Origin of the sequence: Amycolatopsis sp. cg5, assembly GCF_041346955.1 — a bacterium.
Taxonomy (GTDB): Bacteria; Actinomycetota; Actinomycetes; order Mycobacteriales; family Pseudonocardiaceae; genus Amycolatopsis.
In genome coordinates, this window is the sequence record NZ_CP166849.1 from 4167897 (window position 1) to 4185005 (window position 17109).

General features: G+C 68.3%; 11 protein-coding genes. 8 read left to right on the plus strand and 3 right to left on the minus strand.

What is annotated here, in order from left to right; translation table 11 throughout:
• The first annotated feature begins 30 nt into the window (after positions 1-30).
• Both AB5J62_RS18780 and AB5J62_RS18785 read left to right on the plus strand, forming a co-directional pair.
• Positions 31-231 (plus strand): hypothetical protein, encoded by a 201-nt coding sequence (locus tag AB5J62_RS18780; protein WP_370949518.1) that lies wholly within the window; start codon positions 31-33, stop codon positions 229-231.
• Positions 232-644: 413 nt separating this feature from the next.
• The gene (locus AB5J62_RS18785) at positions 645-4856 is read left to right on the plus strand and encodes a glycosyl hydrolase family 18 protein (protein ID WP_370949519.1); all 4212 of its coding nucleotides are present in this window, start codon (positions 645-647) and stop codon (positions 4854-4856) included.
• Between the two features lie 72 nt (positions 4857-4928).
• Here AB5J62_RS18785 and AB5J62_RS18790 read toward each other — a convergent pair whose 3' ends face one another.
• Both AB5J62_RS18790 and AB5J62_RS18795 read right to left on the minus strand, forming a co-directional pair.
• Entirely contained in the window at positions 4929-5288 is a 360-nt protein-coding gene (locus AB5J62_RS18790; protein ID WP_370949520.1) for a hypothetical protein, read from the minus strand.
• 49 nt (positions 5289-5337) lie between these two features.
• Entirely contained in the window at positions 5338-8151 is a 2814-nt protein-coding gene (locus AB5J62_RS18795) for a hypothetical protein (protein ID WP_370949521.1), read from the minus strand.
• Between the two features lie 491 nt (positions 8152-8642).
• On the opposite strand from AB5J62_RS18795, the gene AB5J62_RS18800 reads away from it, so the two are divergent.
• The 5 genes from AB5J62_RS18800 to AB5J62_RS18820 all read left to right on the plus strand — a co-directional run bounded on the left by AB5J62_RS18800 (position 8643) and on the right by AB5J62_RS18820 (position 12998).
• Positions 8643-9803, plus strand: coding sequence for a GyrI-like domain-containing protein (locus tag AB5J62_RS18800; protein WP_370949522.1), 1161 nt, complete (start codon positions 8643-8645; stop codon positions 9801-9803).
• An 11-nt stretch (positions 9804-9814) separates the two neighbouring features.
• The gene (locus AB5J62_RS18805) at positions 9815-10777 is read left to right on the plus strand and encodes a GlxA family transcriptional regulator (RefSeq protein WP_370949523.1); all 963 of its coding nucleotides are present in this window, start codon (positions 9815-9817) and stop codon (positions 10775-10777) included.
• 100 nt (positions 10778-10877) lie between these two features.
• Complete coding sequence (locus AB5J62_RS18810; protein ID WP_370949524.1) at positions 10878-11516, plus strand: HD domain-containing protein; 639 nt, start codon at positions 10878-10880, stop codon at positions 11514-11516.
• Between the two features lie 44 nt (positions 11517-11560).
• Positions 11561-12124 carry a helix-turn-helix domain-containing protein gene (locus tag AB5J62_RS18815; protein WP_370949525.1) on the plus strand — a complete coding sequence of 188 codons (564 nt, stop codon included), beginning with the start codon at positions 11561-11563 and terminating at the stop codon, positions 12122-12124.
• Positions 12111-12998 (plus strand): SRPBCC family protein, encoded by an 888-nt coding sequence (locus tag AB5J62_RS18820; protein ID WP_370949526.1) that lies wholly within the window; start codon positions 12111-12113, stop codon positions 12996-12998. The genes AB5J62_RS18815 and AB5J62_RS18820 overlap by 14 nt, the downstream gene beginning before the upstream one ends.
• Before the next feature lie 8 nt (positions 12999-13006).
• On the opposite strand, the gene AB5J62_RS18825 is transcribed toward AB5J62_RS18820, so the two are convergent.
• A complete protein-coding gene (locus tag AB5J62_RS18825) occupies positions 13007-14809 on the minus strand; it encodes a pentapeptide repeat-containing protein (RefSeq protein WP_370949527.1) in 1803 nt (600 codons plus the stop codon).
• Between the two features lie 141 nt (positions 14810-14950).
• On the opposite strand from AB5J62_RS18825, the gene AB5J62_RS18830 reads away from it, so the two are divergent.
• Positions 14951-16648, plus strand: coding sequence for a hypothetical protein (locus AB5J62_RS18830; protein WP_370949528.1), 1698 nt, complete (start codon positions 14951-14953; stop codon positions 16646-16648).
• The last annotated feature ends 461 nt before the right edge of the window (positions 16649-17109 follow it).

A 17109-nucleotide genomic window follows, 5' to 3' on the forward strand; every position in this document is an offset into this window, starting at 1 on the left:
CTCCCTCGGCGGATGGGAAGGGTTTCAAGCATGCTTGAAACCCTCCTGAAACCGGCGCTGCGCACCGCTCTGACCAGCCAGAACGTGGCTAACCAACCGCGCTCCGATCGCGTTGCCACCGAGCGCCCTGGGTCGTGCGCGTTGCAGGCGGTTATTGGGTGGAAGGTCAAAGGTGGCGTGTCTGGTGTGCTCGGCCGTGGCCGGGTGGCTGTGTGGGAAATGCGTCGTTGAACGACGCAAACCGCACTCACCAGGTATGAGGGGAGCCTTCATCCACGGTCGGCGCGGTGAGGGCCTCCCTCACCCGAGCCGAGCGGGTGAGGGAGGCCCTCACCCGTATATACGGTCGAACTAGGCCCTCACCCCACGGATCCGAGTGAAGTAGGCCCTCATCCACGCCGGGCCACGACCCTGCCGTGTACGGGGCAGCCGCGCAGGGGTCGTGAGTGTTTTCGCCGGTTAGAACCGGCCGTACCACTCACGACCCCAACTCACGACCCCCTGCGCGCGAGCCTTTCCGGCCGTCTGGGCACGGTTGGCGGCTGTTCGCGCACACCGTCTCGTGATTCGTTCGCCCGTCTCGCGCGTATCCGGTCGACTGGTAACGAGAGATCGTCTTCCCAGGGTCAGGAATCGAGGGGTTCATGCACTACCGGACACCGTCACGCGGTGTTTTCCGCAAGCTCAGAACGATCGTCCCCGTGCTGCTGACGGTCGCGTTGCTGCCGAGCGTGCCCGCTTGGGCCGAACCGAGCCGGGCGGCCGCCGATGACGCACCGCCTGCCAGCGGCTTCATCCAGAGCCGGGTCAGCGGCTACAACATGACCGCGTCCACGCACGAGGACCGGCAGTGGGTCGCCACCCAGGCGCCCAAGGGCGACGAGAACTTCCAGCAGTGGGAGTTCAGCCGGAATCCCAACGGCACCTACAAGGTCAAGAACACCGAGCGCGACGGCCTGTGCCTCACCGAGCAGAACAATCCCGAGGGCGATCCGCGCCTCGTGGTCGGGGAGTGTGACCAGCCCAAGACCGACTGGGAGTTCCGCCACGACAGCGGTGACGTCTACCGGATCTTCGTGCCGGGCACCCAGCGGCGGCTGTGGGGCGAGCCGGTGCTCAAGTCGCAGATGCAGGTCAAGATCACCGATCAGTCGATCGCGAACGACGCGTGGTACATCACGCCGCTGCGGGCGCCGCACGGCACCATGCCTCGGGACCCGCACCTCGACGACGTCACCTTCCTGACCACGCACAATTCCATGCACAACAGCGAGGATCAGGAAGACCAGGGCGGCGGGATCCTGTTCCCGAACCAGCCGCACAGCATCACCGCCCAGCTGCGCGCCGGCGCGCGCGGGCTGATGCTCGACGCGCACTTCCTGAACGGCAAGGTCCGGCTGTGCCATGACCAGAAGGCTTTGAAGGGGTGCACGGACGAGAGCCCCGAGGCGGTCAAGCTGTTCACCGACATCGGGAACTATCTCACCGAGGACAAGAACGCCGTCGTCACCATCATCCTGGAGGACTACACCAGCGCCGCGCAGCTCGACGAGTCGCTGTCGAGCCTGTTCGGCGAGGGCAAGCCGTTGCGCGACCTGGTGTTCCGGCCTGACACGGCAGGCGTGCGCGACACCGGGTGGCCGACGGTCAGCTCGATGGTGGCCAGTGGCAAGCGCCTGCTGATGTTCACCCAGGACAGGGCCGCGTCCGACCAGAACAACCTCAAGAACAAGCTCGGGTTCATGAGCCAGGAGGACTGGACCGTCGAGAACTACTGGTCGATGGGGCCGGGGCTCGGCGACTCGGACTGGAGCTGCTACAGCCGGTGGGACGCGATCCCGCTGAGCACCGAGGAAAAAGGCTTCCGGCGGCTGTTCGTGATGAACCACTTCCGCGACGCGCCGATGGAGCCGACCTACACGAACGACAACAAGAAGGCGGGCGACCGGGCCGAGCGGTTCTGCGCGCCCGCGGCCCGCAAGAAGCCGAACTACCTCGCGATCGACGAATACGGGGACGGCAACCCGATGGCCGCCGTCGACGAGCTGAACAAGTTCGTCTACCACGGTGACACCCCCGGCTCGGGTGGCACGCCGGTCGAGGTGCCCGCCGACGACCCGCGGCTGAGCGCGGGCGCGCCCGTCGACACGGGCGCGGACAACCGTGGCACCAAGCCGTCCTCCGGCGACAATCAGGCCGCCTGCCGCCCGGAGGGTTTGTCGGGTTCGTCGAAGGCCAGGTACTGCGACGTCTACGACACCTCAGGCGCGGAATGGGTCGGCAACGACCGCACACGGCGCGCGGTCGGCTACTTCAGCGGCTGGCGCACCGGCGAGAACGGCAACCCGCAATACCTGGTCAACAACATCCCGTGGTCGAAGATCACGCACTTGAACTACGCGTTCGCCCGCGTCGAGTCCAACAAGATCTCGGTCGGGAAGACCGACGACCCGAAGAACCCGGCGACGGGGATGACCTTCCCCGGCTTCCGCGGCGCCGAGATGGACGAATCGCTGCCGTACAAGGGACATTTCAACCTGCTGACCAAGTACAAGCGGCAGCACCCCGCGGTGAAGACGCTGATCTCGGTCGGCGGCTGGGCCGAGTCGACCGGCTTCTACGCGATGACCACCCGGATCACGAAGGACCCGGTCACCGGCTGGGTGAACCAGGCGGGCATCGACACCTTCGCCGACTCGGTGGTCGACTTCCTGGCCAAGTACGGCTTCGACGGCGTCGACATCGACTACGAGTACCCGACAGCACTGCCCAAGGCGGGCAACCCGAACGACTGGCCGCTCGCCGACCTGCTGCGCACGCATCTGCAGGAGGGGTACGCCGCGCTGATGAAGACGTTGCGTACCAAGCTCGACGAAGCTGCCGCGAACCGTGGCCGGTACTACATGCTGACTTCGGCGGTCTCGGGCTCCGGCTACCTGGTGCGCGGGCTCGACGCGGGTGACGCGCTGAAGTACCAGGACTACGTCAACATCATGTCGTACGACCTGCACGGGTCCTGGAACCACTTCGTCGGCCCGCAGGCCCCGCTCTACGACGACGGGAAGGACAACGAGCTCACCGCGGCAGGCGTCTACCGCGAGCCCGAGTACCAGAAGAACGGTTACTTCAACCTGGACTGGAGTTTCCATTACTACCGGGGCAAGCTCGCGCCGTCCCGCATCAACCTCGGCATCCCGTACTACACCCGCGGCTGGCAAGGGGTCGAAGGCGGCACGGACGGCCTCTGGGGCACGGCCGCGATGCCCGACCAGAAGGCCTGCCCGCCGGGCACCGGCACCGGCAGCGGCGCGCCGGGCACCACGACGCCCTGTGGCAACGGCGCCGTCGGCATCGACAACGTCTGGCACGACACCGACCGGGGCAAGGAGGTCGCGGCGGGCTCGAACCCCATGTGGCACGCCAAGAACCTCCAGCAGGGCACCAAGCCCGGCTACCTGTCGGCGTACGGGATCAAGGACGAGCTGAAAGGCAGGTACGAGGGCAAGTACGACTCCGCGCTGACCTCAGGCTGGCTGTGGAACCAGGACAAGAAGGTCTTCCTGTCCACAGAGGACGATCGCGCGCTCGACGCCAAAGCCAAGTACGTCAAGGACAAGGGCCTCGGCGGCGTGATGATCTGGGAGCTCGCCGGCGACTACACCAAGCGCGACAACGGCGAGTACGGCATGGGCTACGACATGACCACGCGCCTCGACGGCGCGCTGCGATCGGCATCGGCGCCCAGGACCGACCCGTCCGGCGCGACCACGGTGCCCAAGCAGGTCGTCGACGTCTCGGTCGAGCTGGCCGACTACCCGACCGACGTCAAGGACATGTGGCCGATCCAGCCGAAGCTGCGCGTCACCAACCGCACCGGAAAGCCACTGCCCGCGGGTACCGAGCTGTCGTTCGACATCCCGACGTCGACGTCCCCGATCGTCAAGGACGAGGCGTGGCGTGAGCTGAAGGACAACATCACCCCAGGTCATCAGGGGCCGAACGCCGGTGGCCTCAAGGGTGATTTCCACCGGATCAGCCTCAAACTCGGGTATTGCGAGGAGGTGCCGTCCGGCAAGTCGCGGGACATCGGCCTCAAGTACTACCTGCCGATCACCGGGCCGATCAACACCGTGGTGAAGATCGGCAAGAACAGCTACGGCGTGCTCGGCGAACAGCGCAAGGGCACCACCACCGTCTCGCCGGACACCAGTGATTCCGGGATGCCCGGCTGTCAGGCGGAGGACTGGAAGTCCGACCGCGTCTACAACCCGGCCATCTCGCCGTTCGGCATGTGGCAGACGGGCACCAAGTGGAAGTTCGAGGACAGCTCCAGCGGCGGTCTCCTCGATCACCCCGGCGACCGTTCGGCGGTTTCGCTGGCACGCAACGCCGGTGACAGCAAGAGTCAGTTGTGGACGGTCAGTTTGGACAGTCGCGACAACGGCCAGGCCTGGTTCCACGTGAAGTCGGACAGCAGCGGTCACGACCAATGCCTGTCCGCCAACGGCCTGCTCGGCGCACTGGCCGTCCGTGACTGCGACGGCGCGGCGGGGCAGTGGTGGCAGCTGGTCGACACCGACGGCAAGATCATCACCGGTGACCCGGTACACGGCAAGGCGTACCAGCTGGTGTCGTTCGCCGCGGGCAGCGACTGGCGCAAGCCCGACTTCGTCGCCGAGCCCAAGAACAGCGGCGGTATCGGGACTTCGCTGGTCGCGGGCCGTCCTGACGGCGCCACCCGGACGGTGGTGTCCTACAACGGGTACTTCTGGAAGGCGAAGTACTGGACGAAGGGGGACACTCCGGACGCCGCCAACCCGAACAACCCGTGGACCCGGCTCGGGCCCACCAAGTAAGAACCCGTGCGTGGGGGTCGTGAGTGTTTTGACCGGTTAGAACCGGCCGTACCACTCACGACCCTGGGGGCCTCACTTGCTGGGGCGGATCATGGTGTTGCGGTTGGGCAGGACCATGCAGTACAGGGCGCCGGTCTCGTTGGTCATGCAGTAGACCGGCTTCTCCGTCGACGACGAGTCGGTCACGTCGTATTGATCGCCGACCTGCTGGATCTTGATGTGGCCCGGGTCCTTGGGCGGTTCCGGCGCCGGCGGCGTGACCCACGGATGCCAGGCCAGCAGGCCTCCACCCAGTCCGGCGACGAGGATCGCGAAGCTGAGCAGGCCATGACCTGACCCGGCCTTCGGAGCGGACGGCTGAGGCGTCGTCGCCTGAGGCACGGCTGGCTCGGGCGCGGGCGGCTGCGGTTCGGGGAATTCCGGGTGAGACATGGCCGACAGTTAACCGCATCGCCCGGCAGGCTGTCCTTCAGACGCTTGATCAGCGGTGCGTGCGGCGCCACAGCGCGGGCCAGCCGCCCTTGCCGAGCAGTGCCGCCGGGACGAGCAGGCCGTGCTCGGCGATGTGGTCCCAGAACGTCTCGACGGGCGCGCCGAGTTCGGCGGCCATGGGCATCGCGCGCTGCCACGGTCCGTCCTCATCGGACAGATCGCTGGCGGGAAAGCCGGGCAGCAGTACCTTTCGAGGCTCGGCGACTTGCTCCATTGTGGACTGAGGCGTGCAGGTGGCCGCGATCGCCAGCACGCACACCAGCTCGATCGAAGGCCGCAGGGCGACCGAGCGGGCCAGTGCGTCCTCGCCGATCAGCTCGCCCATGGCCACGCGGACCGCTCTGGCCACGACGTCCATGGCGTATGCGGGTGAGATGTCCGGGCTACGGACGAGCGCGCGCAGCGTGCGCGGCAACGGGGAGCCGTCGGTGAGCGCCGCGAGCCGGTCGTAGGTGCGCAGGCCCGGGTCGAGCTTGGTCACCGCGGTGGCGAGCGGCCGGACGCGCGTCGCCCGCCAGAGCGCGGGTACGGCACCGAGCGCTGAGCGAACCAGGTCGGCACGCTCGGCCGGTGCGGCGCGTTTCAGTGCGATCACCGCCGCGTCCGGCTCGAAATCGGCGGGTTTTCCCAGTCCGTTGGCCAGCGAGACGTAGGCCTTTCGCGCGGCTGTGGCCTGCGCCGAAGCCAACTCCCGCGTGACCGCCGTGGTCAGTGCGCCGAGAAGTTCGGGGGAGAGGCTGGACCGGCGGCCCGAGCCGGAACCGCCGCGCACCGGCGGCACGGGTACCACCGGCTCGGCCGTGGGCGGCGCGGGGGCGGGGATGGTGTCCACCCACTGCTTGACGTGCTCGTCCAGGCTCTCGGCGACGTCGTCGTTGAACCGTGCGCGCAGCTCGTAGACGTGCCAGCCGCCGGTGCGCCGACGGATGTCGAGGTTGGCGACGATGCGGCCGTCGGCGGGGTCGCGCAATGCCATCAGCACGCACTGGCCGCGTCGTGCCTGGTCGGCGTACCACGACTCGCCGATGCAGTTGCCCATGTAGCCGGACCACTCGGCCAGCTGCTTCGGTTCGCGGCCCAGCTCGACGATCAGGTCGGTGCCGTCGACGATCTGGTTGTCCAGAGTGGACACTTCGGCGGGCACTGGGAAGGCGCCGATGCTGGCCTCGGCGATCACCGCGTTCGCGGTGATCCCGGCCACCAGGTCGGCCCAGCTGCCGCAGCGCGGCGGTGGTGTCGCGCCGAACCGGACCAGCTGTGCGACCTCGGCGGCCGCCAGCGGCACGGACTCGGTCGGCGGACCGGCGGGCGTCTTGTAGTCCAGTTCGGGGGAGGGACGCCGGTGGTGCACGGTCGCGAGTTCGGCGCCGTGGAACGGGGCCAGGGCGTCGGCGAGGTCGGCGAGCCAGAGCAGATCGTGCGGTGTTTCGAGCGAGGCCGGGTCGGACTGGTCCACGGCGATCCGCTGCGCCAGCGTCCGCTTCGGGCCGTCGGCGTGCGCGTCGGCCAGCGGCGGCTGCTCCCAGGCAGACGGCGGACGCGAGAACCCCGCCGCGTCCCGCCACCGGCGCAGCTGGGCGGCGTGCCACGGCTTGCAGGTGTCCCAGCAGTTGTGCAGCTGCTCGTCGTCGTGCCCGACGAGCAGATCGGTCACGGCGTCCAGCACGACCACGCCGTAGTTGCGGGCCATGGCGGTGCGCGTCTTCACGTAGCTCTCGGTCTTCTCGGTGATCGTCCGTTTCGGACTCAGCACCTGAACCACTTGGTGCGCATAACATCCCGGCCTGGCCGGGTGGCTGTAGCCGCCTTGGGGGCGGCGCAGTGCGCTGGTCCGCTGCTCCTCGGTGAGGCAGCTTTCGGCCACGAGCAGCTCGTCGCGATGCTTCTCCGCGGCGGCCGCGAGCCCTTCGTCGGAGTGGGTCTTGGCGAACCGCAGCAGCGCGGTGGCCGCGAGCGCGTCGTCCAGCAACCGCTTGAGCTCCAGCGCGGTCCACCACTTGGGCGGCCGCCAGCGGGCGGCGTCGACCAGCGTCGGCTCGCCCTCGACCGACCACGCCAGCCGTTGCATGATCGCCTCGTCGAAATGGGTGCGGTGCCGCACTCGAAGCTTGTCGATCCGGTCGATCCGCGTCTGCGTCGCGGGAAGGCGGTCCTTGCGTCGCCGCTCGGCCAGCTTCGCGCAGGCCTCGTCCCACAGGCTCTCGATCAGCGCCAGCCGCCTCGGTCGCGGATACCCCGCCAGCACCCGGCCGAGATGATCGGCCACAGTGGACGCCGCGCCGTGCGGAAACGGATCGACCCCGTCCGGCGCGCGCAGCGCGAGCACCCGTTCCAGCTGTTCGGGCCCGAGCAGATCCGACGCCGCCGAGGCCAGCTGCAACGCCGCCCAGCACCGGTCTTCGACAGCGCGGTGCGCCGCCGCGCCGACCCGCTTGGTCGCCGACGGCCCGAACATCGCCACCAGCACGGCGGCCCGATCACCCAGCCGCTCGGCACCCTCGACCCCGAGAAACCGCAGCGCGGCCAGCACCGCGTCACGCCGATCACCGGCCGCACCCGCCAGCCGCGCCGAACTGAACCCGCCGCCGAGGTCGACACCCGCGCCCGCGGCCACCTCGGTGCCGCCCCGCACCAGCAGTCCGAGCCGCCGCGTGGCCTCCCGCACCACCTCGGGTTCGGCGTCGGACGGACCGAGCGCGACCGGCGCGCCGGCGGATCCGGGCAGGGCTCGGCCGCCCGACGTGGGGAGCCAGTAGCTCAACCCAGGTCCGGCCGTCACCGCGAACGCCAGTCGAATGGACATCCCCACCATTGTCCCGACCCGCGCCACTTGTTTTGGGGTCGTGAGTGGTACGGCCGGTTATTGGGCGGAAAGTCATACATGGCGTTGTCGACGCTTCGACGATGTGGCGTTGGGGCCATCTGACGGCTCAAACGCCACATCGTCAGCCCGCTTCCCGCTGGGCGAAGGGCCCGTTGTGCGGGGTTTTCGGCCGCTCAGTGGCCGAAAACCCCGCACTACACACCGACTGATGACGTGAACGCCTCGTTCGCAACGCACAACGTTGCGAACGAGGCGTTCACGTCATCCGAAGCGACCCAACCAGCCCAGAATATGGTCAAAGAAGACTAAAGCGGACAAAAGTTCAGGCTGCGGAGTCCTCCGGCGACCCACTGGCGCGGCGGAAGTCGGCTACCGCCGCGCCACCTTTGACTTTCCCCTCAAATAGAACCGGCCGTACCACTCACGACCCAGGGGAGGGCGCCCGCCTATTCTAGTGCTAGAATAGGCGGGTGCCCGAAGCTTTGACCGACGGCGAACTGACCGTGCTCGGCCTGCTCGCCGAACAACCCCGCCACGGCTACGACCTCGAGAAGGTCATCGAGCAGCGGGGTATCCGCGCCTGGACGGCGCTCGGCTTCTCGTCCATCTACTACGTGCTCGACAAACTCGCCCGCCGCGGCCTGATCGAGACGACCGGCGAGCCCGCGTCGGCGAAGGCGCGCGCGACGTTCCGCGTCACGTCCGCAGGGCACGAACTGTGCTTGGCCGCCACACGCGAGGCCCTGACGACACTGACACCGGTCCGCTCACGCGTGCTGATCGCGATGGCCAACAGCCCCGCGTTGCCGGACGCGGACGTCGCGACCGGCCTGACCCGGCGCGTCGAGGCGTTGCGTGCGCAGCTCGCGGACGTCCGCGCGGCCCGCTCCGGCCAGGAACCCTTGCCAGGAGCGGCTTCCGCGATCTTCGACTACAGCGAGGCCATGCTCGACGCCGATCTCAAGTGGACCGAAAGCACGTTGGGCGCACTGGCCGAGGAGGCCGCGATGGACAAGTACGACATCAAGAAGGCGCACAAGCGGCTCTATGCCCCGTCCGCCAAGGACTTCACCGTCGTCGACGTGCCCGAGCTGCACTACCTCGCGGTCGACGGCACCGGCGACCCGAACACGTCGCAGGTGTACGTGAACGCGGTCGAAGCCCTGTACGGGGTCTCGTACACGCTGAAGTTCGCCAGCAAGAAGACCCTCGGCCGCGACTTCGTGGTCGGCCCGCTGGAAGGACTCTGGCGCGCGGACGACCCGGCCGTCTTCGTTGCCCGCCGCAAGGAGCAGTGGGAGTGGACCATGCTGATCAGCCAGCCGGACTGGATCACCGACGAGATGGTCCAGTCCGCGATCGCCGAAGCCTCGCGCAAGAAAGACAACCCGGCGCTCGAAAGTGTCAGGCTGCGTACGCTCGTCGAGGGAGCTTGCGTGCAGATCCTGCACATCGGCTCCTACGACGACGAAGCCCCGACGCTGGACCGTCTCCACCACCAGTACCTGCCCGAGAACGGCCTCACCTTCAACGGCGACCACCACGAGATCTACCTCAGCGACCCGCGCCGGACCGCCTCCGCCAAGCTCAAGACGATCTTGCGGCAACCGGTCCGGCCGAGCGGTTCCTGAAGTCAGGAGTGATGGACGTGATCGGTGGCCGGAGTGTCGTCTTCGTCGTGTTCGACGGCGTGAAGATGCTCGACGTGACCGGGCCGGCCGAGGTGTTCGCCGAGGCCAACCTGGCGGGCGCGGGGTATTCGATCGGATACCTGTCGCCGACCGGGGAGGCGGTGACGACGTCGGTCGGGATCCGGCTGCCGGTCGACGGCAGGCCGGGTGACTTCCCGGATCCCGACACGGTGATCGTCGCAGGCGGTGACACGCTGGCCGCGCGTCCGGTGCCCGCCGGGCTGATCGCCGCGATCGAGGAGCTGCGGCCACGCGCTCGCAGGCTGGTGTCGATCTGCACCGGTTCGTTCGCGCTCGCGGCGGCCGGGGTGCTGGCCGGGCGCCGGGCCACCACGCACTGGCGTCACGCGCCGCTGCTCGCACAGTCCTATCCGGACATTCAGGTCCAGCCGGACGCGATTTTCGTGCGTGACGGCGAGGTTTTCACGTCGGCGGGCGTGTCGGCGGGGATGGATCTGGCGCTCGCGCTGGTCGAGCAGGACCATGGCCCGGAGCTCGCGCGGACGGTGGCGCGCGGGCTGGTGATGTTCATGCAGCGGCCGGGCGGGCAGTCGCAGTTCTCGGCGCCGCTGGCACTGCGGGTGCCGCGGACGCCGACGCTGCGTGCGATCGTCGACCTGGTGTCGGCGCAGCCCGCGCTCGACCACAGCACGCGCACGATGGCGTCGCGGGCGGGCGTCAGCGCGCGCCACCTCGCGAGGATGTTCGCGGGGGAGCTGGACACCACGCCCGCTAGGTTCGTGGAGCAGGTACGGCTCGATCACGCGAAAGCGTTGCTCGACGCGGGCCATGGAGTGGCGGAGACGGCGCGTTCGGCCGGGTTCGGCAGCTCGGAGACGATGCGGCGGACTTTCGTGGCGCGGTTCGGCGCCTCGCCCAGCGAGTATCGGGCGCGCTTCAAGACCACGGCCTGAGTGTCCGCATCTGTGGACTGTTGGTCGGTTTTCGCGGTGGGCGCACCCGGGCCGTTCGTCAAGACTGGAGTCATCCGATCTTGACGTTATGGAGGCTGTGGTGTCCGAAAACATCGCTGGAATCTCGATTCCCGACACGGAACTGGTGCGCGAGGCGACCTCGCTCGTCCGGCGAGCCGCCGACGACACGCTGTTCCATCATTCGCGCCGCGTTTTCCTTTGGGGGGCACTGAAAGCGGTGGCACGCGGACTGGACGTCGACCCGGAGCTCGCCTACGTGGGCGGCCTGTTCCACGACCTCGGGCTCACGGGCGAGTACGCCACCAAAGAGCGGCGGTTCGAACTCGACGGCGCCGAGGCGGCGCGTGACTTCCTGCTCGAACACGGACGGTCCGAAGTGGACGCACGCAATGTCTGGCTCGCCATCGCGCTGCACACCACCCCCGAGATCCCGTTGCGGCTGGCGCCCGAGGTGGCCGTGGTGACGCTGGGCGTGGAGACCGACGTGCTGGGCCTGGACCTCGACGAGATCACCGAAGACCAGCGGGCGGCGGTCGTCGCGGCGCATCCCCGCCCGGACTTCAAGAACCGCATCCTGCGCGCGTTCTACGACGGCATGGCCGAGCGGCCCGACACGACCTTCGGGACGATGAACGACGACGTGCTCGCGCACTTCGATCCGGCGTTCGCCAGGACGGACTTCGTGGAAGTCATCAAGGCCAGCCCGTGGCCGGAGTGAGCCCATTGACAAAATAAGTTTTTACGTAAAGACTCCTCTTTGCCATGAGAGATGTCGTCTACCTCGATCAGATCGAGCAGGCTGAGGCCCTGCTCAAGCCGCAGCGCATCGAAGTGCTGCGGCACCTCGCCGAGCCCCGGTCCTGCACCGAGGTGGCGATCGAGCTCGAGCAAACCCCGCAACGCGTCTACTACCAGGTCAAACGCCTCGTGGAGGCCGACCTGGTGCGTCAGGTGGCCGAGCGCCGGGTACGCGGGATCACCGAGGGGATCTACCAGGCGGCGGGGCGGGCCTACTGGCTGTCCCCGCACCTGGTCGGCCGCATCGGCCTGCGCCAGACCCGCGACCGGCTCAGCCTCGGCTTCCTGGTCGACCTGATGGAGGACGTCCAGGCGGACATCGCCGCGCTCGACCGCACCCGCCCCGACCTGCCGTCGATCGGTGTGTCCGGGGACATCCGGGTCCGTCCGGAACACCGGAAGGCGTTCCTCGACGAGCTCAACCAGACACTGCAGGACCTGTTCACCCGCTACGGCGGCGCCGAAGGCGACGCGTTCCGGCTCGCCGTCGCCTGCTATCCGAAGGGAAATCCCGATGAAAGAACCTGATCTTCGCGTCAGCGCGGTCGTATCGGCCACCTTGAAGCTCACCTACGAGGCGCTGACCGACCCGGCCGCGCTGCGCGTGTGGCTGGCCGAGCACGCCGAGGTCGACCTGCCGGCCAAGTACGAGTTCTGGGGCCGGTACACGCCGGACGGCGCCGAGCCGCGCCAGCGCGTCCTGCACGCCGACGAGCGGGTCATCCGGTTCGGCTGGACCGTGGAAGGCGTCGAGGCCACGGTCGAGTTCGAGCTCGGCGAGGACGAAGCCGGCACGCTGGTCACGTTGAGCCACAGCGATCTGCCCAGCTTCGAGGAAGTGATCGGCGACAAGGCGGGCGCCCGCGGCGCGCTGCACACGTTCTGGTCGCTGGCGATCGCCAACCTCGCCGACTACCTGGCAGGCCGCGCGCTGACCCCGATGGTCGACTTCAGCTCGACCGAGCTGCGCGAGTCCTTCGTCATCGACGCGGCGCCCGGCGCGGTGTTCGACTCGATGATCAAGCCCGAGGTCTTCGCCGAGTGGTTCGGCGCCAAGGTGGACATCGAACCCCACCTCGGCGGCCGCTTCGCGATGGGCGGGTTCGACGTCGACCCCGGCGGCGCCAAGTTCGTCGAGTTCGAGCAGGGCCGCAAGGCGGCGCTGCTGTTCGCCGACGGCGAGACCACCAGCTGGGAGCTGGAAGGCTCGGACGGCAAGACCCGGCTCACCATGACGCACAGCGGATTCAACCCCGACAACCCGCCGTACGCGAGCTGGGGCGGCTGGCTGGGCGGCATCGCCGGGCTGCGCCGCTACCACGAACTCCCCGGCGAGCGGTCGATCTGGCGCAGCGTCGAGGTCGCCGGTGTCCCCGAGGGCATGCTCGTCACGGAGTCGTGATTTCCGGGCTATCGCTTGACCCTGGCGCGGATCGACAGCAATGCCAAGCCGAGCAGTAGCGGTCCCAGTATCCGCAGCGTCAGCTCCGTGTAGTTGCCGGCGGCGGTGAGCGGGATCGTGCCGGCGGGCCTGATCAGCGACGTGATGCTGTGCAGGGAATAGGAAAGCGCGTCGGACCAGCCCGGCCTGGGACCCGGGACCGTGGTCTGCACGTACGTGCCGCCGGAAGTCGGCACGAATGACGTGGTGGCGGCGGTGGCGAACCCGGCGGACACGAAGATCACCGTGCCGACGGCCACCGTCACCGCCAGCGCCGTGAGCGCGCGCCAGGCGCGCAACCCGTATCCGGCGAGCAGCCAATAGCAGTACAGGAGGAACCGCTCGGCCCGGGATTCGCTGCCACGCCTGCGCATTTCCATTTCGCCGTAGTAGAAGTCCGCGCTGCCGGGCTCGTTCTTGACGTCCTCGAACGCTTTGCGCAGTGCCCGGTAGGTCTGCTCGATCTGCCGGGCCTGCGCACGCGGATCGCCCGGCGTGTCCTCGATCGCGGGTGGATCGGGGAGTGACCAGCGGCTCCTGCGTTCGTGCCTGGCGCGCCACAGGTATTCCTCGAGCACGATGCGACGGCGGGTCGGGCCGAACTTCCGGTCTGGGAGGAGGAACTGGTCGCTGCTGCCGACCTTGAGCTGGTCGAGGTTGTGAGCTTGGTTGAAGCGGCAGCTGCCGAGGTCCACTCGATCGATGACGAGCTCTCGCACGTCCGCCTCATCCAACGACATGAGGCGGGGTGTGCCGTTGGGAACGACGAAACCTTCGGGGTCGGGATCGAGGTCGAGCAGCAGACGCGGGCGCTGACCGGGCTCGACGGGAGGCGCGGTTCTGGGGCCGGTCACCGGCTTCCGCTCGGTCAACAGTGACGGCGCGCCGAACTTCGCCCTGGTGAGGTCGATTTCGGTGCCCCAGGCGCGGATGCTGCCCCCTTCTGAGAAATCGGCACCATGGAGGCTCAGTTCCCTGCCCGCGAAGTTGATTTGCGCGTGTCTGCCGAACCGCGCATAAGCCATCGACAACGGCTCGCGGCTGAAGACATTGAATTTCGCTTCGGCGCCGAACGAGGCTTTGGTGAAATCCGCTTGCCCCGTGATCAGAACTTTGCCGAAGCCGAGTTCGTCTCCGAAGGTCACCGAGGTGAAGTAAACCGTGCCTTCGAATCGGACGGTGTCGACGAACGTCGCGGATTTCCCGAACGTCGCGCGCTGGAAGCGGGTGCCGTCGCCGAACCGGGTGTACCGAAAGTAGGCGTGGTCGCCGAACTTGGCGTCGACGAACGAGGCCCGCTTTCCGAAAACCGAGCCTCGGAACCACGGGTTGTCTCCGAAGTCCGTGCCCTTGAATGACGAATTCTCCTCGAACCTCGCGCCTCGAAAGCTGGGATGCCTGCCGAATTTGGCTCCGTCGAACTTGATGTCCTTGCCGAACCTGGCTCCTCTGAAAAAGGCGTCATCGCCGAAATTCGCGCCGGCGAAGCTGCTGCCGTCCCCGAACCGGGCACCGCCGAAGCTCGCGTCATCGGGAAAGACCGCACCGGTGAACAGCACCGTCCGCGCCGGCCGCCCCTTCTTGGGCAGGTTCGTGTACACCTCGTGGATCAGCTCCGCGGTGAACCGCACGCCACGGCCGTCGATCGGGTTCACCCAGCGCAGGTAGTCGGCGCGGTCGGCGGAGTTGATGTGCAGCAGGCACTCGGTGGCCAACGCGGCGCCCGCGCACCCGCGCACCCGGCATTGGGGCCATGTCTCGTCAGACGTCACGGGGGCAGAGTCGTCAAAAGGCGCCTGAGTGTTTCAGTGCTCCGTGCGGGTGAAACGGCCGGTGTGCGTCAGATGACCGCGACCGGTCAGCCGGATCGCGCGAGACTGGTCCGATCTGTCCACAAGGGAGGGTTCTTCGCCATGCGGGAGAAACGGCACAGACGGTTCGCGCCGGTCGCGGCGCTGGTGGTGGCCATGGGGGTCCTGCTCCCGGTGCAGCAGGCGCAGGCATGGGACGCCGAGTTCACGCTTCCCTCACCGGCAGCGGCCGCGCCGGGTGCGATCACCTCGATCGCCCGCGGCCCCGGTGCGCTCGACGTGTTCTGGGTGCATCCGGACGGGGCGATCAGCAACGCCTCGTGGACCGCGGCCACGGGCCGCTGGATCACCCGTCCCGTCGCGCCCATGGCATCGGCCGCGGCGGGCGCGCTCTCGGTCGTGGCGCGCGGCGACGACCAGCTGGACCTGTTCTGGATCCGGCTGGACGGCGGGGTGTCGAATTCGTGGTGGCACACCGGTTTCACCGGCTGGCCCCAGGCGATCAGCATCGCGCCCGCCCGGCACGCGCTGGCAGGCTCGCTCGCCGCGGCCGGGCGTAACCTCGGCCAGCTCGACGTGTTCTGGATCGAGCCCGACCGCGCGATCGGCACCACCGCGTGGACCTTCGGCGGAGCCTGGCGAGATCCGTGGCGGCTCACCGGCCCGGCCGCCGCGGCCGAACCCGGCGCGCTGACCGTCGTCTCCCGGGCCCGTGACCACCTCGACGTGCTCTGGGTGCGGCCGGACGCCGGTGTCTCCGTGCTGACGTGGAACCCGGCCACCCCGTGGACCGTGCGGTCGGTCACCGGGGCGGGCCACGTCCGCATCGGCTCGTCCCGTGATCCGGTGCGGCCCGCGCTGACCGCGGTGTCCCATCGCGAGGACCAGGTGGACGCCTTCTGGATCGGCCCGGACGGCGCGATCGGCACCACGGTCCGCAACGCCAGGCTGGACTGGCCCGCGCCGTGGCCCATCACCGCGCCCGGCGCGGCACAGCCGGGCGCGCTCGACTCGGCCAGCCGGTCCGCCGGGCGCTTCGACCTCGTCTGGGTGGCGCCCGACGCCGCTGTCCGCAACCTGACGTTCGACGAGAAACTCCCCGGCAGCTGGGCCGCCGCACCCGTCACGGGAGCAGGCCACGCGTCGCCGAACGCGGTCAGCGTCACCTCACGCCACCCCGATCTGCTCGACGCGTTCTGGATCCGGCCTGACGGCAGCGTCGGCACCAACTGGTGGCATCCCGAACGGATCCGCGTCCACGTCAAGATCGTCAACCTGCCCAACGCCGACTACGCGGTGATCGACACCAAGCTCAAGAACCTCGCCACCGCGTTCGCCCAGGCCGAGATCGGCGTCGACCTGGTCAGCGTCCAGCACATCACCGTCACCGACACGGCGAAGAAGGACGTCTTCGACGTCGGGTTCTGCGACAAGCTCCACCCGCCGTCCGCCGAATCCGTGAAACTGTTCGACCACCGCGACAACGTCCGCGCCGACGAGATCGCGCTCTACGTGGTGCCCCAGATCAAACCGAGCACCTTCGACGGCTGCGCCCGGCATCCGGACGGCAAGCCGAGCGCGATGTTCGTCTACTCCGCCGAGCCGTGGACGGTCGCGCACGAGACGGGACACGTGCTCGGCCTCGATCACCCCGACTGCGCCAGGCTGACCGAACTCGAATGCGCCAGGTACTTCGGCGACCGGCTCATGCTGCCCAAACGGATCTACCTCGCCAAGCCGGTCCCCGAAATCCTCTCGACCGAGAAAGTGACTATGTACCAATCACCCCTGACCAAATGACCACCCGGCGTCGTGAGTGGTACGGCCGGTTCTAGGCTGGAAGGGCAAATGTGGCGGGCGAGTGGAACCTTTGCTGCATCTAACGCAGCAGAGGTTCCACTCGCCCGCGGCGGGCCGGGGTCGTTGTGGGGCTCGTGAGTGGTGCGGCCGGTTCTATTTGAGGGGAAGGGCAAAGGTGGCGCGGTGGTAGCCGACTTTCGCCGCGCCAGTGGGTCGTCGGAGGACTCCGCAGCCTGACCTTTTGTCCGCTTTAGGCTTCTTTGACCATATTCTTGGGCTGGTTGGGTCGCTTCGGATGACGTGAACGCCTCGTTCGCAACGTTGTGCGTTGTGAACGAGGCGTTCACGTCATCAGTCGGTGGGTTGTGCGGGGTTTTCGGCCGGCGGCGAGCGGGCTGACGATGCGGTGTTTGAGCCGTCCGATGGCCCCAACGCCACATCGCCGAAGCGTCGACCACGCC

Bases quoted from the DNA above. Each gene is read 5' to 3' on its own strand.
- AB5J62_RS18780 (WP_370949518.1), top strand. From the start codon at position 31: ATGCTTGAAACCCTCCTGAAACCGGCGCTGCGCACCGCTCTGACCAGC.
- AB5J62_RS18785 (WP_370949519.1), top strand. From the start codon at position 645: ATGCACTACCGGACACCGTCACGCGGTGTTTTCCGCAAGCTCAGAACG.
- AB5J62_RS18790 (WP_370949520.1), bottom strand. From the start codon at position 5,288: ATGTCTCACCCGGAATTCCCCGAACCGCAGCCGCCCGCGCCCGAGCCA.
- AB5J62_RS18795 (WP_370949521.1), bottom strand. From the start codon at position 8,151: ATGTCCATTCGACTGGCGTTCGCGGTGACGGCCGGACCTGGGTTGAGC.
- AB5J62_RS18805 (WP_370949523.1), top strand. From the start codon at position 9,815: ATGGACGTGATCGGTGGCCGGAGTGTCGTCTTCGTCGTGTTCGACGGC.
- AB5J62_RS18815 (WP_370949525.1), top strand. From the start codon at position 11,561: ATGAGAGATGTCGTCTACCTCGATCAGATCGAGCAGGCTGAGGCCCTG.
- AB5J62_RS18820 (WP_370949526.1), top strand. From the start codon at position 12,111: ATGAAAGAACCTGATCTTCGCGTCAGCGCGGTCGTATCGGCCACCTTG.
- AB5J62_RS18830 (WP_370949528.1), top strand. From the start codon at position 14,951: ATGCGGGAGAAACGGCACAGACGGTTCGCGCCGGTCGCGGCGCTGGTG.